This window comes from Microbacterium sp. (genome assembly GCF_035687345.1).
In the GTDB taxonomy this organism is placed as follows: Bacteria; Actinomycetota; Actinomycetes; order Actinomycetales; family Microbacteriaceae; genus Microbacterium.
Genome location: NZ_DASRXZ010000124.1, coordinates 1 through 19,499, shown reverse-complemented (window position 1 = coordinate 19,499; position 19,499 = coordinate 1). Strand labels below are relative to the sequence as shown.

Here is a 19,499-nt window from a genome sequence, read left to right as displayed (position 1 = left end):
CCAGCACCCGCCCCGGTCGCTGAGCCTGTCGAAGCGGTGTGGTCGAGCGAAGCGAGGATGCTCGCGAGCGCGTTGTGCAGGTGCACGTGCGTCGCGTGCGCGGCGAGCTCGGCGTCGCCTGCGGCGATCGCACTCGCGATGAGCCGGTGCTCGGCGACCGACGCCGCGAGCCGCTCGGGGTTGTCGCGCGCGAGCCGGCGCACCCGCACGAGGTGCGTGCGCACGGTCCGCAGCGCGGCGGTGAGGTAGTCGTTCGCGACGGCGGCGTCGAGGGCCGCGTCGAAGCGGGCGATGAGGGCGTAGTAGTCGTCGGTCGCGTCAGGACCGTCGACGGATGCCGCGGCGAACTCCTCGGCGAGGGTCGCGAACTCCGCGCCGTCGCCGCGCTGCGCGGCCGTCCGGGCGGCGGACTCCTCGAGCGCGCGACGCACCTCGAACAGGGCGCGGATGTCGTCGGCGTCGACGTCGGCGACCACCGTGACGCGAGGCGACTGCTGGACGACGAGCCCGTCCGCCGCGAGACGTCCGAGCGCTTCGCGCAGGGGCGTGCGGCTCACTCCGAGGCGCGTCGCCTGCTCGACCTCGGCGAGCACGGCGCCGGGCGGGAGGGCACCCGTCTGGATCTCGTCGAGCAGGGTGCGGTAGGCGCGGTCGCTCGCGCGCATCGGTCACCCCCTTCGTCGGCCGGTCCTCAGTGTATACACAAAGGCCTTCGGATGCCTCATCAGGGGGTTATTGGCGGGCGCAACGTATACACGACCAGTCGACACGGGACGTCGCGGGTGCAGCGCCTCTTTACCGGATCAGGACATCCGGCCTGAACAGGCCGATCCCGCGCGAATCGTCCTGCGGTCACCAGATGTCCTGATCCGGGCGAAAGAGCGGCGCGGGAACGCCGTCGAGGGGCCGGTGCACGCAGGCGCCCGGCGCTACGCGCCCCGCTCCCCCGGCCGCCCGTACGTGCTGCGCTGCTCGATCACGGCGAGCGTGCATCGCGAGATGCACGCGAGTCGTCCGGTGCCCTCCTCGACGATGCGGATCTCCCACACGTGGGCCCGCCGACCGATGTTGACCGGCTTCGCCGTGCCGACGACCCATCCGCTCGTGAGGGGGCGGATGTGGTTCGCGTTGATCTCCTGCCCGACGACGTGGAATCGCTCGCGGTCGATCGCGAGGAACCCCGCCCACGACGCGAGGGTCTCGGCGAGCGCGACGGATGCCCCGCCGTGCAGCACGCCCGCGGGCTGCACGGTGCGGTGGTCGACCGGCATCCGCCCCACCAGGGCGTCATCGCGGATCTCGACGATCTCGATGCCGAGGTTGCGGATGAGCGTCTGCTCGGCCATCGCGTCGAAGTCGACCGACGAGATGTCGCCGAACCACACGCCCTTCCGCTCCGACTCTGCGGTGACCCCGTCGTGGAGCCCCTGCGTCACGACTCCTCGACCTCGGTCGTGCCCTCGAACAGCCCGATGACGTTGCCGTCGGGGTCGACGATCGCGGCCCACCAGCTCGTCGGGGTGATCTCGGACTTCTCGACCGCGACCGAACCGCCGGAGGCGCGGGCCATCGCGATGACCTCGTCGATCGAGTCGACCTCGACGTACGACCGGGGCTGCGTGAAGCCCTCGCTTCGCTGCGCGAGGGCGCCTCCGCTGATCTTGTTGGGCGCCTGCCACATCGGGTATCCCTCGAAGCCGGGGACATCGGCGATCTGCCACCCGAACAGGCGCGAGTAGAACTCCGTCGCCTTCGCGAAGTCGGTGACGGGGATGTCGACGTGAGTGATGTCGCCGTGGGCCATGGTCGTCCTCTCGTGGATGGAACTCGCACAGTCTCGCGCCTCGAACCGGGCGCGACAACCCCTTGCGAGCCTACGCGAGTGCCCTGCGCAGCTCAGCGAGCGCGGGCACCACGTCGCCGTCGGCGGGCAGCGCCTGCACGCACACATGGTCGGCGCCCGCATCGAGGTGGGCGCGCACCGCCGCGGCGAGCGCGGCCGCGTCGCCCCACGGCGTCAGCTCGTCGACGAGTCGGTCGCTGCCGTCGCCCGAGAGGTCGTCGTCGCCGTAGCCCGACTTCCGCAGCGTGCCGGCGTAGTTCTCGAGGGCCAGGTAGCGGCGCAGGATCCGGCGTCCGACGGCGCGGGCGGTTGCGGCATCCGTCTCGGCGATCACCATCTGCTCGGGCGCGAGCAGCGCGTTCGGCCCGAGGATCTCGCGGGCCCACCGCGTGTGGCGGGGCGGCGTGAGGTACGGGTGCGCGCCGAGCGTGCGCTCGGCCGCGAGCCGCAGGGTCTTGGGTCCGAGCGCGGCGAGCACGCGGCGCCCCGCGGGCACCCCCTCGGCGTCGAGCGCGTCGAGGTACTCGCGCATCGCGGTGAGCGGCTTGGCCCGGCGCGGGTCGGCCTCGGAATGGCCCGACCCGATGCCGAGTACGAAGCGACCCGGATGCCGCGCCTCCAGCCGATGGAACGACGCGGCCGCCTCGCGCGGGGCGGCACGCCAGATGTTCACGATGCCGGTCGCCACGACGAGGCTCTCTGTCGCGTCGAGGCATGCCTCCGCCTCGGCGAGGTCGGCGCCCGGCGATCCGCCGATCCACAGGGTCGTGTAGCCGAGGCGTTCGACGTTGCTCGCGAACTCGGGCGTGAGGCCGTCGCGGCGGCGCCAGACGCCGAACGCTCCGAGGGGATGCGGCAGTTCGGTCATGCTCTCAGTCTTGCCGGAAACGGGACGGGCGCGGCATCCGTCTCGCTCTGTGGAAGACGGATGCCGCGCCCGCGCGACGGGGCCGGATCAGCGTCCGGCGTGCACCTGGTCGTCGTGCGCCGCGATCTCGGCGTCGAGGTCCACCTCGGGGGTGTCCTCCGCGGAGTCGTCGAGGAACGGAAGGCCCTGACGCGGAGCGTTGTAGAGCTTCTCGTCGAGGATGCCCTCGCGCTTGGCGACGATCGTCGGCACGAGCGCCTGGCCCGCGACGTTGACCGCGGTGCGGCCCATGTCGAGGATCGGGTCGATCGCCAGCAGCAGGCCGACGCCTTCGAGCGGGAGGCCGAGGGTCGACAGCGTGAGCGTCAGCATGACGGTCGCACCCGTCGTGCCGGCGGTCGCGGCGGAGCCGAACACCGAGACGACCGCGATGAGCACGTAGTGCAGCGGCGAGAGCTCGATGTTGAAGAACTGCGCGACGAAGATCGCGGCGATCGCCGGGTAGATGGCGGCGCAGCCGTCCATCTTGGTCGTCGCCCCGAAGGGCACGGCGAACGAGGCGTACGCGCTCGGCACACCGAGGTTGCGCTCGGTGACGCGCTCGGTCACGGGAAGCGTGCCGATCGACGAGCGGCTCACGAACGCGAGCTGGATCGCCGGCCATGCGCCGGAGAAATACTGACGGATCGAGAGGCCGTGCGACTTCACGAGGATCGGGTACACCGCGAACAGGACGAGCGCGAGGCCGATGTAGATCGCGATCGCGAACCAGCCGAGCGATGCGAGCTTCTCCCAGCCGTACTTCACGACGGCGCTGCCGATGAGTCCCAGCGTGCCGATCGGGGCGATCCGGATGATCCACCACAGCACGCGCTGGATGACCTTGAGCGTCGACTCGACGAACGACAGGAACGGCTCGGCCTTCTTGCCGACGCGCAGGGCCGCGAGACCGATGACGGCAGACACGACGATGACCTGCAGCACGTTGAAGCCGACCGACGAGGCGACCGCTCCGGCCTCGGCGTCGAAGCTCGACGACACCTGGAGGCCGAGGAAGTTCTGCGGGATGAGGCCGATGAGGAAGTTCCACCACGAGCCGACGGTGTAGGGGTCGCTCGGCTCGAGACCCGCGCCGGCGCGCGAGCCGGGCTGGATCACCAGACCCAGCACGATGCCGATCGTCACGGCGATGAGCGCCGTGATCGCGAACCACAGCAGCGTCTGGCCCGCGAGGCGCGCGGCGTTGCGGACGCGGCGGAGGTTCGAGATGCTCGCGACGATCGCCGTGAAGATGAGCGGCACGACGGCGGCCTTCAGCAGCGTCACGTACGACGAGCCGATGACGTCGAGCGTCGCGGCCAGGCCGTTCGGCGCGCCCTCGGCGTCGGGCCCGATTCCACGGGCGACCAGGCCCAGCACGATGCCGAGCACGAGGGCGACGAGGATCTGGAAGCCGAAGCTGCCGAGCAGCCTGCGCGGCGAGAAGCGCTTCGACGCGGATTCGGTGTCCGCTGCGGCGGACGCGGTGGGGTTGCTCATGGTTCTCCGTGTTCGTGCCCGCGGGGATGGGGCGGAACCTGGGGAAGGGCTCCGGCGGGCAAACCGGTGACGATCGTACGAATGCCTGACAGGCGGCAGGTGCTGTGTGACGCTGCGTGACGTCACACGACGCCCGGTGAACGGGAGAAGGGGGCGGATGCCGCGGCATCCGCCCCCTTGTCATGAAGCCTCTGCGAGGTGCTCCTCGAGCCGGTCGATCGCCGGGCGCTGTCCCTTCACGAGCCTCTCCCGCGCCTCGTCGAAGCCCACCCATTCGACGCGGTCGACCTCGGGGAACGTCTGCGTGCGCCCCGACCGCGGCGGCCACTCCAGCTCGAACTCGCCGTATTCGAGGCCCTCGAGCTCGAAGTCCGCCCCGTCGGCGATGAACACCGTGACGCGCTTGCCCGAGGAGTACGGGAACGTCCCGAGCTCGGCGAACGGACCCTCGGGCGGGTCGATGCCGAGCTCCTCACCGAACTCGCGCTTGGCCGCGTCGAGCGCCGACTCGGAGCCCTCGTCGTACTCGCCCTTCGGCACCGACCACGCGCCTTCGTCCTTCGACGCCCAGTACGGGCCGCCCATGTGCGCGATGAGCACCTCGGGGGCACCGTCATTCAGCCGGTACAGCAGGATCCCCGCGCTCGTGACGGCCATGGCTCCTACGATGTCAGGTCAGTCGCGCCTTCGGGGAGGACTCGTACGTCTTCTGCGGGTCGGTGATCGCGACGCCGGCGAGAGTCTCGTCGATCGCGGCCTTGACGGCGGGGTCGAGCGCGACGCCCGACGCTTTGACGGTGTCTTCGAGCTGCTCGGGGCGAGACGCCCCGACGATCGCCGCTGACACGTTCGGATTCGCGAGCACCCACGCGATCGCGAGCTGCGGCATCGTGAGGCCGGCATCGGCGGCGATGGGCTTGAGCCGCTGCACGGCCTCGAGCACGTCGTCGGCGAGGAACCGCTTGATGAAGTTCGCACCCGACTCGTCGGTCGCACGCGACCCTTCGGGCAGCGGCTGACCGGGCAGGTACTTGCCGCTCAGCACGCCCTGCGCCATCGGCGACCATACGATCTGCGAGATGCCGAGCTCCTCGCTCGTGGGGATGACCTTGCCCTCGATCACGCGCCACAGCGCCGAGTACTGCGGCTGGTTCGAGATGAGCTGCACGCCGTAGCTCTTGGCGAGCGCGTGACCCTCGCGCAGCTGCTCGGCGGTCCACTCGGACGTTCCGATGTACAGCGCCTTGCCCTGACGGACGATGTCGGCGAAGGCCTGGATCGTCTCTTCGAGGGGTGTCTCGTAGTCGTAGCGGTGCGCCTGGTAGACGTCGACGTAGTCGGTGCCGAGACGCTTGAGCGAGCCGTTGATCGACTCGAGGATGTGCTTGCGGCTCAGGCCGTGGTCGTTCGGACCCATGGGCCCCGTCGGCCAGTACACCTTCGTGAAGATCTCGAGCGACTCGCGCCGCTGCCCCTTGAGCGCCTCGCCGAGCACGGACTCGGCAGCGGTGTTCGCGTAGTTGTCGGACGTGTCGAAGCTCGTGATGCCGAGGTCCAGCGCCTTGTGCACGGTCGCGATCGCGGCCTCGTTCGCCACCTGCGACGCGTGCGTCAGCCAGTTGCCGTACGTGATCTCCGAGATCTTGAATCCGCTGTTTCCGAGGTACCGATGCTGAACCATGCGCACAAACGTAATGGCGAAGCGGATGCCCGAATCGCCGCCTTACGTCGTGCGACGCCCACTCTGCGGGACTCGCTTCGCACTATTCACAAATTCGTGAAATCCGCGTAGTGTGAGCCGACATGACGACAGTCATCCGCACGAGCGGACTGCACAAGCACTACGGGCGCGTGCGCGCGCTCGACGGACTCGACCTCGAGGTCTCGTCCGGACAGATTCACGGCTTCCTCGGACCGAACGGCGCCGGCAAGTCGACGACCATCCGGGTGCTCCTCGGCCTCGCACGCGCGACGAGCGGCGAGGCGCGCGTGTTCGACCGCGATCCGTGGCGCGACGCCGTCGCGCTCCACCGTCGCATCGCGTACGTACCGGGCGACGTGAGCGTGTGGCCGAACCTCTCCGGCGGAGAGGCGATCGACTTCCTCGCACGGCTGCGCGGCGCCTCGCGTCGCGATGCCGTGTACCGCGCCGAGAAGCAGCGGCTGCTCGAGGCGTTCCAGTTCGACCCGCGCAAGAAGGGCCGCGCGTACTCGAAGGGCAACCGGCAGAAGATCGCCCTCATCGCGGCTCTCGCCGTACCGGCCGACCTCTATGTGCTCGACGAGCCCACGAGCGGCCTCGACCCCCTCATGGACGTCGTCTTCCGGCGCGAAGTCGCCCGCGTGCGGGACGCGGGAGCGACGGTCCTGCTCTCGAGCCACATCCTGTCGGAGGTCGAGCAGCTGTGCGATCGGGTCTCGATCATCCGTGCGGGCCGCATCGTCGAGTCCGGAACCCTCGCCGACCTGCGCCATCTCACCCGCACCGAGGTGTCGTTCGAGGCGGCCGACTCGACCGCGCTCGACGGCATCGTGGGCGCCCACGATCCGGCGTTCGAGGCCGGCCGCGCCCGCTTCACGGTCGACAGCGACGCCTTGGCATCCGTGCTGCCCGAATTGGCCCGGAGGCGAGTGGCCGGCCTGCGCGTGCAGCCGCCCACGCTCGAGGAGCTGTTCCTGCGGCACTACGGCGAGGACGTCGCCGCCGAGCGGAACGGCGAAGGCGAGCACGAGCGCGTGACGTCGGCGGCAGCGGGGCGATGACCGTGGCGCTCGGCATACTGTGGGCGCAGCGCGTGCGGCGCGACTGGCGCCAACTGCTGATGTGGACGGCCGGCACGGGCCTTCTCGCGTACCTGTCGTACGTCGGCGTCTCCCAGTCCTACGGCTCGGAGCAGGAGCGCGCGTCGCTGCTCGCGGCGGCGGTCGCGAACCCTGTGATCCTGCTCTTCCGCGGGCTTCCGTCCGGCCCCGACGAGGGCGCCTTCATGGTGTTCCTCATCATGCCGTGGCTCGCGCTGCTGGCCGCGTTCATGAGCACGTTCCTCGCCGTGCGGCACACGCGCGGCGACGAGGAGGCCGGGCGGGCCGAGCTCGTGTCGGCGACACCGGCGGGACGCATGATGCCCGTCGTCGCGACCGCCCTCCACGGCATCGGGGCGAACGTGGTGCTGGGTGCTCTCGTCGCCCTCGCCTACATCGCGGTGGGCCTCGACACCGCCGGAGCCGTCGTCGCGGGCGCCGCCGCAGCCTGCGTCGGGGCGTGCTTCCTCGGCGTCGGACTCGTGTGCGCCCAGCTTCTGCGCACGTCGCGCGCCGCGAACGCGACCGCGGTGTGGATCACGCTCGCGGCTTTCCTCGTATCGGGCATCGGCAACGCGATCGGCACGCCGAGCGACGACCTCTCCCGCGTGGAGAGCTCGGGGCTCGCATGGGCGTCGCCGTTCGGATGGGCAGAGAACACCCGCGCCTTCGACGAGGACCTCTGGTGGCCGGTGCTCCTGGGGGTCGGCGTGGGGTTGGTGCTCGCCGGGTCGACGATCGCCCTCGCTGCGGCGCGCGACCTCGGCGAGAGCTTCATCCCCGCGCGGCGCGGGCGGACCGAGGCATCCGTCGCCCTGTCATCGCCGACCGCGCTCGTGTGGCGGCTCACGCGGGGGGCCATCATCGGCTGGGTCGTCGGCGGACTCATCGCCGGGGTCATGTCGACGTCGCTCGCATCGATCGTCGAGGAGGTGGGCGCGTCGAACCCCGCGATCGAGGAGATCGTCCGCCAGATCTCCGGCGACGGAAGCGTCGAGCAGGGAACGATCACGACGTTCTTCACGATGCTCGGAGTGCTCGCCGCGTGCTGCGCGGTGCAGGTCGTGTGCCGCGCACGTCAGGAGGAGGCGCACGGAACCGCGGAGATCGTCCTCTCGGCGCCGGTCGCGCGCGTGCGCTGGCTCGCCGACTACCTCGTCGTGGCCGCGGTCGGAATCCTGCTCGTCGTCGCGGCCGCCATCGGCGGTGCCGCGCTCGGGATCGCCGCGCGCGGCGGCGACTGGGACCTCATGCTCACCGTCGTCGTCACCGGCGCGGGGCAGGCGATCGGCGCATCCGTCTTCCTCGTCGCGACCGCGCTCGCCTTCGTGCTCGCGCCGCGCATCACCATCCCGCTCGGGTGGTCGCTGGTCGTCCTCGGCATGACGCTGGGTCTCTTCGGTCCGCTGTTCGGGTTCCCCGAGTGGCTCGTGAGGGTGTCACCGGTCGCCGTGACGCCGATCGTCGACGGCGACACGATCGACGTGCGCGGGCTCTGGTGGCTCGTGGGCGCCGTCGCGGTCGGAGCCGTCGCCTCGCTCGGGCTCATGCGTCGTCGAGAGCTCGCGACAGGAGGATAGATTCGGGGAGGGGGGAGCATGAGCGACGAGCACGCGGGGATCGACGCCGCCGAGCAGGGCGCGGCCATGCTGGCCGCGGCCGGTATGCCGCGGATGCCGGCGCGGGTCATGATGGCGCTGGTCGGATCCCCGGACGAGGGCTACACCGCCGCGGAGCTCGCCGATCGACTCGGGGTGTCGGCCGCCGCGGTCTCGGGGGCCGTGCGGTACCTGCAGTCGATGCGCATCATCCAGAGGCTCTCGAAGCCCGGCGATCGCCTCGCGCGCTACGACCTGATGGACGACGGGTGGCGTTCGATGGTCATCGCGAACGCGCCGCTCTATGCGAAGCTCGGCGAGTACCTCGACACGATCGCGGACGAGAACACGGATGCCCCGGCATCCGTGTCGCGCGCACGTGACATGGCCGCGTTCCTGCGGTACCTCGCCGAGCGGATGCCCGAACTCGTCGAGGAGTGGGAGAACCGCCGCCGCTGAACCGCCGGCCTCGAGCGGCCTCGAGTCGAGCGCCGACGCCGGCGGTGGGCCTCACGGCAGACCCACCGCCGACGGGGTCAATTGACGGGCGCGGTCTCGTCGGCCGGCTCGCCCTCGGCGCGGGCGGTCGCCTCCTCGGCCTCGACGCGGAACTCCTCGTCGAGGTCGATCGCCGCCTGCTCGAACTGCGAGTTGTACAGCCGGTAGTACGCGCCCTCGGCGGCGATGAGCTCGTCGTGCGTGCCCTTCTCGACGATCCCGCCGTTCTCCATCACGAGGATGAGGTCGGCATCGCGGATCGTGGAGAGACGGTGGGCGATCACGAACGACGTGCGTCCCTTTCGCAGCGCCGCCATCGCGTGCTGCAGCAGGAGCTCGGTGCGCGTGTCGACCGAGCTGGTCGCCTCGTCGAGGATCAGCACGGACGGCTGCGCGACGAACGCGCGCGCGATCGTGATGAGCTGACGCTCGCCCGCCGAGATGTTCGACGCGTCCTCGTCGAGGAGCGTGTCGTAGCCGTCGGGCAGCGAGTGCACGAACCGGTCGACGTACGTCGCGCGCGCAGCCTCGAGGATCTCCTCGTCGGTGGCGTCGGCGCGCCCGTAGCGGATGTTCTCGCGGATCGTGCCGGCGAACAGCCACGGGTCCTGCAGCACCATGCCGGTCTTGGCGCGGATGTCGCGTCGGGTGAGCTCGGCGATGTTCTGCCCGTTGAGGAGGATGCGGCCGCCGTCGAGCTCGTAGAACCGCATGATGAGGTTCACGAGCGTCGTCTTGCCGGCACCCGTGGGCCCCACGATCGCGACGGTCTGCCCCGGCTCGACGCGGAACGACAGGTCGTGGATGAGCGGGCGTTCGGGCGAGTACGAGAACGCGACGTCCTGGAACTCGATCGTCCCGTCGCCCTCCACCGGCGCGGGTGCGTCGGCGGCATCCGGCTCCTGCTCATCCTCGTCGAGGAACTGGAACACGCGCTCGGCCGACGCCGTGCCGGACTGGACGACCGCCGCCATCCCGCCCAGCTGCGCGAGCGGCTGCGTGAACTGCTGGGAGTACTGGATGAACGCCTGCACGTCACCGAGCCGCAGCTGGCCTGCGGCGACCATGAGCGCACCGAACACCGCGATGCCGACGTACGTGAGGTTGCCGATGAACATCATCGCGGGCTGCATGATGTTCGCGAGGAACTGCGCCTTGAACGAGGCCTGGTAGAGCTCCTCGTTCTCTTCGCGGAACGCCTCGCGGGCGGCCTGCTCGCGACCGAACACCTTGACGAGCGCGTGGCCCGAGAACGACTCCTCGACGCGCGCGTTGAGGCGGCCGACCTTGCGCCACTGGATGCCGAACGCCTTCTGCGAGCGCGGACCGATCACACCGAACAGGATGCCCATGAGCGGGAAGCTCACGAGCACCACGAGCGTGAGCTGCCACGAGATCGACAGCATCATGATGAGGACGCCGACCACGGTGAGCACGCTCGTGAGCGCGCCTGAGAGCGACTGCTGCATCATCTGCGTGATGTTGTCGATGTCGTTCGTCACGCGCGAGATGACCTCGCCGCGCTGCACACGGTCGAAGTAGCGAAGCGGCAGGCTGTTGATCTTCGCCTCGACCTGCTCGCGCAGGCGCCACATCGTGCGCACCATGATGACGTTGATGACGTAGCCCTGCAGCCACATCAGGAGCGACGACGCGAAGTACAGCACGAGCACGAGCAGCAGCACGCGGCTCAGCGCGAGGAAGTTCACGCCGGCGCCGGGCACGAAGTTCTGCATCGCCTCGACGATGTTCGCGAGGTCCTGCTGACCGGCGTCGATGAGGCCCTGGACGACCTGCTCCTTCGTGGCACCCGCGGGAGCGAGCGACGAGACGACGCCCTCGAAGAGGATGTTCGTCGCCTCGCCCAGCACCTTCGGCGACAGCACGGCGAGCACGACGCCGATCGCGCCGAGGAGCGACACGAACCCGAACGCCCACGCGTGCGGCTTGAGCAGGCCGATGAGCCGGCGGAACGAGGGCCAGAAGTGGGCGGCCTTGCCGGGCGCGACGCCGCCACTCCAGTCGTCGGCGGCCAGGCGCGCCTGCTCGGCGAGCTCGAGCTCGAGCTTCTCCTCTTCGGTGAGCTCGCGCTCGGCCCGGCGGCCGCGGCGGGTGGCTGTCTTGTCGGTGCTCATCGAGCCGCCTCCACTCCGAGCTGGGATTCGACGATCTCCTGGTAGGTCTGGCACGTCTCGAGCAGCTCGTCGTGCGTGCCGAGGCCGACGACGCCGCCGTCGTCGAGCACGACGATGCGATCCGCGTCGGTGATCGTCGAGACGCGCTGCGCGACGACGATCTTCGTGACGTCGGGCAGCTCCCTCCACAGCGCCTGCCTCAACCGTGCATCGGTCGAGAGGTCGAGTGCCGAGAACGAATCGTCGAAGACGAGCACGCGCGGGTTGTGCACGATCGCCCGGGCGATCGCGAGCCGCTGCCGCTGGCCGCCCGACACGTTGGTGCCGCCCTGCGCGATGCGCGCGTCGAGGCCGCCCTCCATCTGGCTCACGAAGTCGCTCGCCTGCGCGATCTCGAGCGCGCGCCACAGCTCGGCATCCGTCGCTTCCTCGCGGCCGAACCGCAGGTTCGTCGCGACCGTCCCGGAGAAGAGGAACGGCCGCTGCGGAACGAGGCCGATCGTGCTCCAGAGCGCGTCGAGGTCGGCTTGCCGCACGTCGACGCCGCCGACGAGCACCGCGCCGCCCGTGACGTCGAACAGCCGCGGGATGAGCGACACGAGCGTCGTCTTGCCGGCGCCGGTGGAGCCGACGATCGCGACGGTCTGGCCGGGCTCGGCCCGGAAGCTCACACCCGACAGGATCGGATGCTCGGCCCCCGGGTAGGTGAACGTCACATCGCGGAACTCGACCGTGCCGGGCTCGGGCTGCTCGACCACGCCGTGCGCGGGTCGCTCGAGCGTGCTCTGCGACTCGAGCACCTCGCCGATGCGCTCGGCCGACACGGAAGCGCGCGGGATCATCAGCGTCATGAAGCTCGCCATCATGACACCCGACAGGATGATCATGACGTACTGCATGAACGCGAAGAGCGTGCCGATCTGCACCTCGCCCGCGTCGACCTGGATGCCGCCGAACCAGATGACGCCCACGACGGTCACGTTGAGGATCAGCATGATGGCCGGGAACAGCACGACGAACAGCGACCCGACCTTGCGACCGACCACCATGATGTCGGTGTTCGCCTCGCGGAACCGCTCTTCTTCGATGGGCTCGCGCACGAAGGCGCGGATGACGCGGATGCCGGTGAGCTGCTCGCGCATCACACGGTTCACGGCGTCGAGCTTCAGCTGGTAGGTGCGGAACAGCGGCACCATGCGGCTGATGATGAGCGCGGCGACGACCAGCAGCACGGGCACCGCGACCGCGATGATCCACGAGAGGCTCACGCTCTGCTCGATCGCGAGGATGATGCCGCCGATCGCCAGCAGCGGCGCCGAGACGAGGAACGTCGCCGCCATCATCGCGAGCATCTGCACCTGCTGCACGTCGTTCGTGTTGCGCGTGATGAGCGAGCCTGCGCCGAAGCCGGTCACCTCGCGCTCGGAGAAGCCGGAGACGCGCGCGAAGATGTCGTCTCGCAGGTCGCGGCCGGCGCGCATGGCGGCTTTCGCCGCGAGGTAGGTCGCGATGATCGACGCGACGATCTGCCCGAGCGAGACCGTGAGCATGAGGACGCCGGTGCGCCAGATGTACTCGGTGTCGCCGCGCGACAGGCCGTTGTCGATGATGTCGGCGTTGAGGCTCGGGAGGTACAGCATCGCGAGTGCCGAGGCGAACTGGAACAGCAGCACTCCCAGCAGCAGCCACACGGAGGGCTTGAGATAGCGGACGAGGAGCTTGGCCAGCACGATGACTCCCGGGGGCGGCGAGGGGAAAGACGACGAGGCCCGCGAAGGGGCCACGAGTTGAAGGGATGCGGATTCAACCCTGGCACGCACCACAGACATTCATCAGGTGCGTTCACCGAGGGCGAAACGATTCAGCAGCGGATGCCTCGGCCGCGGCATCCGTCGTCACGGCAACACGATATATCGCGTTACGCCAGCCTCACACCTCGAGCGGCGTCACCGCGGCGACCCGTTGGTCGTCCTCGGTGGCGACGAGCTGTCCGCAGGCCCCGTCGATCTCCTTGCCGCGCGTGTCGCGGAGCGTGGTCGGGATGCCGGCGTCGTTGAGGCGGCGCACGAACTCGTCCTGCACGTCGCGCTCGGATGCCGTCCAGATCGATCCCGGCGTCGGATTGAGCGGGATCGGATTGACGTGCACCCACCCGCGACCGCGCGCGTTGAGCTTCTCCGCGAGGAGGTCGGCGCGCCAGGGGTGGTCGTTCATGTCCTTGATGAGGGCGTACTCGATCGAGACGCGGCGGCCGGTTCTGTCGAAGTAGGCGCGCGCGGCGTCGAGCGCCTCGTCGACCTTCCACCGTGAGTTCACGGGGATGAGCTCGTCGCGCAGCTCGTCGTCGGGCGCGTGCAGCGACAGCGCGAACGTCACCGGGATGTCCTCGTTCGCGAGCTTCGTGATCGCGGGCACGAGACCGACGGTCGACACCGTTATCCCGCGCGCGCTCATGCCGAGTCCGTGCTCCTTGTCGACCATGACCCGCACGGCCTGCATGACGCGCGCGTAGTTCGCGAGCGGCTCGCCCATGCCCATGAACACGATGTTGGTGACGCGCTCTCCCTCGTGGCCGACGCGGCGCGGGTCGCCCAGTCCTCCGTCGGCGATGAGACGGTTCGCGCGCACGACCTGCTCGATGATCTCGGCCGCCGACATGTTGCGCGTGAGACCGGCCTGGCCCGTCGCGCAGAACGGGCAGTTCATGCCGCATCCGGCCTGCGACGACACACACAGCGTGATGCGCCCCGGATACCGCATGAGCACCGACTCGACGAGTGCTCCGTCGTGCAGCTTCCAGAGGAACTTGATCGTGTCGCCGCAGTCGGTCTCGAGGCGCCGCACCTCGGTGAGCAGCGGTGGCAGCATGCCGTGCACGAACTCCTCGCGGCCCGCCGCGGGAAGATCGGTCATCTCCGCGGGGTCATGGGTCCAGTGCGTGAAGTAGTGCTTCTCGAGCTGCTTCGCGCGGAACCCGGGCATGCCGAGCTCGGTCACCTTCGCGACCCGCTCGGCGGGCGTGAGGTCGGCGAGGTGCACGGGAGGCTTGCCGCGCTTCGGGCTCGCGAACTGCAGGAGCGGGCGGCCTTCGGCGTCCTTCTTCTGCGTCCACCCCTCGGTGGCCGGGCGAACCTGGGCCGTCTCGCGCACCCGCGGGGTCGCCGGACGCGTCTCACGGGCAGGCGGGCGCGACGAAGTCATGGATTCCAGGGTAGGCGACGCGCCTGCGCGAAGCCTGGTGGACCCGATCGCGCTCTCCCGCGCGCGCCGCGCCGGGTCTACCGTGAGAAGGTGGCCGACGTGACGATCCGCGAGATCAGTGCCGATGACGCGGGCGAGGTGCTGACGCTCCAGCGCGCCGCCTTCGTGCAGGAGGCGCGGATCTACAACACGCCGTCGCTGCCCGCCCTCACGCAGACGCTCCAGTCGCTCGAGTCCGAGCTTCGGGAGAACCTCGGGTTCGTCGCGCATCTCGGCCCGCGGATGGTGGGCGCCGTGCGGGCGCAGCGCGACGGCGAGCTGCTGCTCATCGGGCGGCTCGTCATCGCGCCCGACGTGCAGGGCCGCGGCATCGGGTCGCGGCTGCTCGCCGCGGTCGAACGGAGAGGGGCGGATGCCGGCGCATCCGTCGCCGAGCTGTTCACCGGCTCGCTCAGCGAGGCGAACCTCCGGCTGTACCTTCGCGAGGGCTACCGCGAGTCGCAGCGCGTGCCGGGCGACGACGGCGTCGAGCAGGTCTTCCTCCGCAAGCCGCTCAACGGGCGGAGCGGGGAGCGGTGAGATGGATGCCGCGGAGCGGGCCGAGCTCGACGCGCTGAGGCGCCGGGCGTACGGCCCCGCGGCCGAAACCCTCGGAGCGGACGAGCTCGCACGCCTCATCGAGCTCGAGGACAGGGTGCGCGCCGAGCACGCGCAGAGCGCTCGCGCCGCGAGTGAGGCCGGTCCCGCGGCGGATGCCTCGACCGGAGGCACGGCGTACGACGTCCGCGCCGCGGGTGAGACCACGGGTTCGGAGGACGCGGGGCCCGCGGGCGTGCAGGTGCTCGCGCGGCCCGCGGAGGCTGCAACCGCGGTGCCGAGCGGTCCGCGCGAGGGCGGGGGCGGGGGATCCGGTTCGCCCGCGTCGCCCAGCTCGGCGACCGAACCTCCCGCCGAAGCACCTACGTCGACGCGCTCCCGTCGCCGCACGCTGATCGTGGCCGGAATCGCGGTCGCCGTCGTGGCCGCCGCCGTGATCGGGTCGAGCATCGTGCAGAGCCTGCTTCGCGACGCGGGTCCCGCGACCGAGGTCGACTACGTGGAAGCCCCCGAGGCGTACTCGTTCACGCGCGACCTCACGTCGAAGATCCTGCTGCGGATCCCCCTCGACGGATCGTTCGGCAGCTTCGTGGACCTGCCCGACTCCGATGCGCCCGAGGTGCCCACGAGCGGCACGATCCAATGGGTCGAGCCGCTCGGCGAGTACTACGGCTGGGACCTGTGGATCGCCGGCGCCGATGGCGCGCTCCAGCGCGAGCACTGCGTCGTCGTGACGCGCGAGGAGCGCGCGCGGGGGCGCTGCGTGCCGGCCGTGCTGCGCAGCGAGAGCGCGCTCGTCGTACCCATCCCCTACGCGTGGATCCCGGCCGACGAGCGGCCCCAGGAGATGACGCCCGGGCAGCGACTCGGCTTCTGGTGGGGCGGCACCAACGCCGTCATCGTCATGATCGGCGATACGCCGCAGCCACGCTGAATCAGCCGACGATCGGGATGCGGATGCCGTCGAACTCCGCTCCCCCTCCGGTGAGCACGAGCTCGACGTCGGAGTCGTCGTCGAGACCGTCGACCTGGGCGACGTTGCCGCGCGGCCCGATGTCCATCGTGCACACCTGGTCGGCGGGCGGCTCCTGGAACGTGACGGTGATCTCGGCCTCGCCGGTCGCCTGCACGTCCTCGATGACGGGTGGGCACGACGACGAGCCCCACGTCAGGATGACGAACTGACCGTCCTCGTCGGTCCATCCGGCGCTCGGCTGGTAGTCGGTCGGTCCGTCGGGCGTCGGCAGGTCGACGCCGTCGAGGTCCGTGTCGTCCTCGACGCCGTCCCCCTTCACGACGATGCGCAGGCCGGCCGACGGGTCGACGGGCTCCGGCAGGCCGACGAGCGTCACACGCGGAACGAGGTCGCGCGTGCACGGCTGGGCGCGGTCGCCGGGCACGACGAGCGTCACGCTCAGCACGCCGTCCGCCAATTCGACGTCGTCGGCCACCGGCACACACGTCGACGACCCCTGCGTCACGATGCCGACCATCCGTCCGCCGTCGAGCCACGCCGCCTCGACGTCGGCATCCGATCCGTTCGCGGGTGACTCGCCCGCCGTCTCATCGGCCGGCGACGGGGTCACCGCGCCGGGATTCGTGGCGCACCCGCCGAGCAGCGCGGCGAAGATCAGGGCGGCGGTGGCGAGGGTCACGCGGCGAGTCGGAGACATGCCTCGATCATCCCGGAGCCGGCCGAACGTCGCCAGGGAGTCCGATCACGGCTCGATAACGCGGATGCCGCGGCATCCGTCACTGCAGAGCGGACGTGAGCCGCGCGAGGTTGTCGAGGACGGTCGAGCGCAGCGGCTGCTTCTCCCACTCCTCGATCGTCAGCTCTCGGCTGAGGTCGCGGTATCGCTGCTCGACCTCGCGCATCTCGTCGATGAACTCGGTGCCGCGCACGAGCATCGAGATCTCCATGTTGAGACCGAACGAGCGCATGTCCATGTTGCTCGACCCGATGATCGCGACCTCGTCGTCGATCGTCATGGACTTCGCGTGCAGGATGAACGGCTTGCGGTACATCCAGATGCGCACCCCCGCGCGCAGCAGGGTCTCGTAGTAGCTGCGCTGCGCGTGGTAGACCATCGCCTGGTCGCCCTCTTCCGACACGAAGAGCTGCACGTCCAGACCGCGGTGGCACGCGGTGGTGATCGCAAGCAGCAGCGCCTCGTCAGGGACGAAGTACGGGCTCACGATGATGACCTTGCGCTGCGCGTAGTACATGAGGCCCGCGAACAGGCGCAGGTTGTTCTCGAACTCGAACCCGGGCCCTGACGGCACGATCTGGCAATCGAGGTCGCCGGGCCCGGACTTCACGTCGAACAGGTCGATCTCGTCGGTGAGCACCTCGTCGGTCTCGCTGTACCAGTCCGACAGGAACACGGCATTGACGGATGCCACGACCGGCCCCTCCAAGCGCACCATGAGGTCGACCCAGTGGAGTCCGCGGCGGATGTTCTTCTTGAGGTTGTAGGTCGAGTCCGTGACGTTCTGCGACCCCATGAACGCGACCGCGCCGTCGACCACGAGGAGCTTGCGGTGGTTGCGCAGGTCGGGGCGCTGGTACTTGCCCTTGAGCGGCTGCACCGGGAGCATGAGCCGCCACTGGGCGCCCATGCGGTCGAGGCGCTTGAGCGTCTCCTTGTAGAACGGCTTGCCGCGGTTCGCCCAGTGGTCGAGCAGCACCCGCACGGTCACGCCGCGCGCGCACGCCTCCTCCATCGCCCGGAACAGGTTGTCGGTCGAGTCGTCGGACTGGAAGATGTAGAACTCGACGTGGACGTACTTCTCGGCGGTGCGGATCTCCTCCGCCATCGCGTCGAGGCTCGACTGGTAGTCGGAGATGAGGTGCGCGGCGTTGTCACCCGTGATCGGCATCGCGCCGAGCTTGCGGTTGAGGGTCACCATCGACGTGAACCAGTCGGGCTGACCGGGCCGCAGCGACCCGAGCTCGAGCGAGGCGCTCGTGTCGCGGATGTACGCGTTGATGCGCTCCTGCTTGAGCCGGCGCTTGCGCGGCAGCCGCGGGTTGCCGATCAGCAGGAACAGGAAGACGCCGATCAGCGGGATGAAGTAGATCGCGAGCAGCCACGCCATCGCCGCCGTCGGACGCCGGTTGCGGGGCACGACGATGATCGCCGCGATGCGGATCGCGAGGTCGAAGACGAAGACGATGATCAGCCACCAGCTCGCGTCGAACGTGATGCTGATCACGGATCCCCCTTCCCCCAGCCGAGATCACCAGCGTAGTGGGAGGGACCGTCACGGGACGGGGAGGCTCACTTCGCGTCGGCGACGGGCGGAAGTCCGCGCTTGGCGCGCTCCTCGGCCTCGATGCGCGCGTACTCGCGTCGCTCGTTGCGGTCGGCGCGGACCACGCTGCGCAGGACGAAGAAGAAGATGGCGCTGACCACGACGGTCGGCAGCAGCGACCAGATCACGGCGAGCCAGTAGTTGTCCACGGATCAAGGATACCGGCGACGCCTCCTGCACAGCCCCGCGCCTGACACGGCCTTTCACCCACGACCGTGGGATCGCGGATGCCGCGACCGCCGCCTCGGGGATCGTCGCCGTATGACCACGACGATCATCACCGCGGGCAGCGCCGCGGAGTTCCTGTCCCTGCTCCCCCGCATGCTCGGCTTCCGTCCGCGGCGCAGTCTCGTGCTCGTGCCGTTCGCACGCACGCGGACGCTCGGCGCGATGCGCCTCGACCTTCCGGACGAGGGCGCCGACATCGAGGCGTACGCGGCGACGTGCATCGGCATGGTGTGCCGCGTGGCATCCGCCGATTCCGTCGCACTCGTCGTGTTCGACGACGCGTCGTTCGACGCCGACGGCACACCGCCCCGTGACGAGCTCGCACGTGCGCTCGTGTCGAAGGGCGACGCGTGCGGCCTGGGGATCGTCGACGCGCTGTGCGTCGCGGACGACGGTTGGGACTCGTTCGTGCGACCCGAGCCCGCGCCGCGATCACTCGACGAGCTCGAGATCGACCCGTCCGGCGCCGAGCGGCTCGCCGAGCCCGACGGCGACCAGTGGTCGGGCAGCGAGCTTCCCGAGGTCGATGAGACGGATGCCTCGGCCGTGGCGTCCGCGCTCGCGGCGCTCGCCGAGGCGGTGGCGGTCCTGTGCACGGACGCGGCGCTCGACGAGTCCACGCGCGTCGATCCGCGAGCGCTCGAGGCCGCCGTGGCTCTCGATGACCTGCCGGCGCTCTTCGAGGGGATGCTCGCGTGGGACGCCTCGGAGCTCGACCCGTTCGATGCCGCGACGGCGGCGTGGTGCCTCTCGCGACCCGCGCTGCGCGACATCGCGCTCGTGGGGTGGACCGCCGGACCACAGCGGGGCGACGAGGCGCTCGCCGCGCAGCTGCGGTGGGAGAAGGGCGAGCCGTACCCGGCCGAGCTCGC

At 70.1% G+C, this 19,499-nt stretch carries 18 protein-coding genes and 1 pseudogene; 6 read left to right on the top strand and 13 right to left on the bottom strand.

Annotated features, from left to right (window positions below):
- Nucleotides 1-35: 35 nt before the first annotated feature.
- The 7 genes and pseudogenes from VFF97_RS14055 to VFF97_RS14025 form a co-directional block, all read right to left on the bottom strand.
- Nucleotides 36-665, bottom strand: a pseudogene (locus tag VFF97_RS14055) (GntR family transcriptional regulator); the annotation flags it as partial.
- 264 nt (nucleotides 666-929) lie between these two features.
- Nucleotides 930-1,436 (bottom strand): hotdog fold thioesterase, encoded by a 507-nt coding sequence (locus VFF97_RS14050; protein ID WP_325034120.1) that lies wholly within the window; start codon nucleotides 1,434-1,436, stop codon nucleotides 930-932.
- The gene (locus tag VFF97_RS14045; protein WP_325034119.1) at nucleotides 1,433-1,804 is read right to left on the bottom strand and encodes a VOC family protein; all 372 of its coding nucleotides are present in this window, start codon (nucleotides 1,802-1,804) and stop codon (nucleotides 1,433-1,435) included. The genes VFF97_RS14050 and VFF97_RS14045 overlap by 4 nt, the downstream gene beginning before the upstream one ends.
- Nucleotides 1,805-1,874: 70 nt before the next feature.
- Nucleotides 1,875-2,711, bottom strand: coding sequence for a TIGR03620 family F420-dependent LLM class oxidoreductase (locus tag VFF97_RS14040; protein WP_325034118.1), 837 nt, complete (start codon nucleotides 2,709-2,711; stop codon nucleotides 1,875-1,877).
- Between the two features lie 87 nt (nucleotides 2,712-2,798).
- Nucleotides 2,799-4,250: a dicarboxylate/amino acid:cation symporter gene (locus VFF97_RS14035; RefSeq protein ID WP_325034117.1), complete on the bottom strand. Its 1,452-nt coding sequence runs from the start codon at nucleotides 4,248-4,250 to the stop codon at nucleotides 2,799-2,801.
- Between the two features lie 180 nt (nucleotides 4,251-4,430).
- Complete coding sequence (locus VFF97_RS14030; protein WP_325034116.1) at nucleotides 4,431-4,907, bottom strand: NUDIX domain-containing protein; 477 nt, start codon at nucleotides 4,905-4,907, stop codon at nucleotides 4,431-4,433.
- 13 nt (nucleotides 4,908-4,920) lie between these two features.
- Complete coding sequence (locus VFF97_RS14025; protein ID WP_325034115.1) at nucleotides 4,921-5,931, bottom strand: aldo/keto reductase family protein; 1,011 nt, start codon at nucleotides 5,929-5,931, stop codon at nucleotides 4,921-4,923.
- A 122-nt stretch (nucleotides 5,932-6,053) separates the two neighbouring features.
- Here VFF97_RS14025 and VFF97_RS14020 point away from each other — a divergent pair, with 122 nt between their 5' ends.
- The 3 genes from VFF97_RS14020 to VFF97_RS14010 are packed head-to-tail and all read left to right on the top strand — an operon-like array spanning nucleotide 6,054 to nucleotide 9,109.
- Complete coding sequence (locus VFF97_RS14020; protein WP_325034114.1) at nucleotides 6,054-7,013, top strand: ABC transporter ATP-binding protein; 960 nt, start codon at nucleotides 6,054-6,056, stop codon at nucleotides 7,011-7,013.
- Nucleotides 7,010-8,632 carry a polyketide antibiotic transporter gene (locus tag VFF97_RS14015; RefSeq protein WP_325034113.1) on the top strand — a complete coding sequence of 541 codons (1,623 nt, stop codon included), beginning with the start codon at nucleotides 7,010-7,012 and terminating at the stop codon, nucleotides 8,630-8,632. Before VFF97_RS14020 ends, VFF97_RS14015 begins: the two co-directional genes overlap by 4 nt.
- Before the next feature lie 18 nt (nucleotides 8,633-8,650).
- On the top strand, nucleotides 8,651-9,109 hold the full coding sequence (locus VFF97_RS14010) for a helix-turn-helix domain-containing protein (RefSeq protein ID WP_325034112.1): 459 nt from the start codon (nucleotides 8,651-8,653) through the stop codon (nucleotides 9,107-9,109).
- 77 nt (nucleotides 9,110-9,186) lie between these two features.
- On the opposite strand, the gene VFF97_RS14005 is transcribed toward VFF97_RS14010, so the two are convergent.
- The 3 genes from VFF97_RS14005 to rlmN all read right to left on the bottom strand — a co-directional run bounded on the left by VFF97_RS14005 (nucleotide 9,187) and on the right by rlmN (nucleotide 14,484).
- Entirely contained in the window at nucleotides 9,187-11,283 is a 2,097-nt protein-coding gene (locus tag VFF97_RS14005; RefSeq protein WP_325034111.1) for an ABC transporter ATP-binding protein, read from the bottom strand.
- The gene (locus tag VFF97_RS14000; protein WP_325034110.1) at nucleotides 11,280-13,013 is read right to left on the bottom strand and encodes an ABC transporter ATP-binding protein; all 1,734 of its coding nucleotides are present in this window, start codon (nucleotides 13,011-13,013) and stop codon (nucleotides 11,280-11,282) included. The genes VFF97_RS14005 and VFF97_RS14000 overlap by 4 nt, the downstream gene beginning before the upstream one ends.
- A gap of 199 nt (nucleotides 13,014-13,212) precedes the next feature.
- Nucleotides 13,213-14,484 carry a 23S rRNA (adenine(2503)-C(2))-methyltransferase RlmN gene (gene rlmN, locus VFF97_RS13995; RefSeq protein ID WP_325034109.1) on the bottom strand — a complete coding sequence of 424 codons (1,272 nt, stop codon included), beginning with the start codon at nucleotides 14,482-14,484 and terminating at the stop codon, nucleotides 13,213-13,215.
- 90 nt (nucleotides 14,485-14,574) lie between these two features.
- Here rlmN and VFF97_RS13990 point away from each other — a divergent pair, with 90 nt between their 5' ends.
- A complete protein-coding gene (locus VFF97_RS13990; RefSeq protein WP_325034108.1) occupies nucleotides 14,575-15,063 on the top strand; it encodes a GNAT family N-acetyltransferase in 489 nt (162 codons plus the stop codon).
- 1 nt (nucleotide 15,064) lies between these two features.
- Nucleotides 15,065-16,015: a hypothetical protein gene (locus VFF97_RS13985; protein WP_325034107.1), complete on the top strand. Its 951-nt coding sequence runs from the start codon at nucleotides 15,065-15,067 to the stop codon at nucleotides 16,013-16,015.
- Nucleotide 16,016: 1 nt separating this feature from the next.
- Here VFF97_RS13985 and VFF97_RS13980 read toward each other — a convergent pair whose 3' ends face one another.
- From VFF97_RS13980 to VFF97_RS13970, 3 genes are all read right to left on the bottom strand, one after another.
- Nucleotides 16,017-16,754, bottom strand: coding sequence for a hypothetical protein (locus tag VFF97_RS13980; RefSeq protein ID WP_325034106.1), 738 nt, complete (start codon nucleotides 16,752-16,754; stop codon nucleotides 16,017-16,019).
- 79 nt (nucleotides 16,755-16,833) lie between these two features.
- Nucleotides 16,834-18,300 carry a cardiolipin synthase gene (cls, locus tag VFF97_RS13975; RefSeq protein ID WP_325034105.1) on the bottom strand — a complete coding sequence of 489 codons (1,467 nt, stop codon included), beginning with the start codon at nucleotides 18,298-18,300 and terminating at the stop codon, nucleotides 16,834-16,836.
- 65 nt (nucleotides 18,301-18,365) lie between these two features.
- Nucleotides 18,366-18,548, bottom strand: a complete 183-nt coding sequence (locus VFF97_RS13970) for a hypothetical protein (protein WP_325034104.1) — start codon at nucleotides 18,546-18,548, stop codon at nucleotides 18,366-18,368.
- A 112-nt stretch (nucleotides 18,549-18,660) separates the two neighbouring features.
- Here VFF97_RS13970 and VFF97_RS13965 point away from each other — a divergent pair.
- A partial coding sequence (locus VFF97_RS13965) for a DUF4192 family protein (protein ID WP_325034103.1) occupies nucleotides 18,661-19,499 on the top strand: 839 nt, incomplete at its 3' end.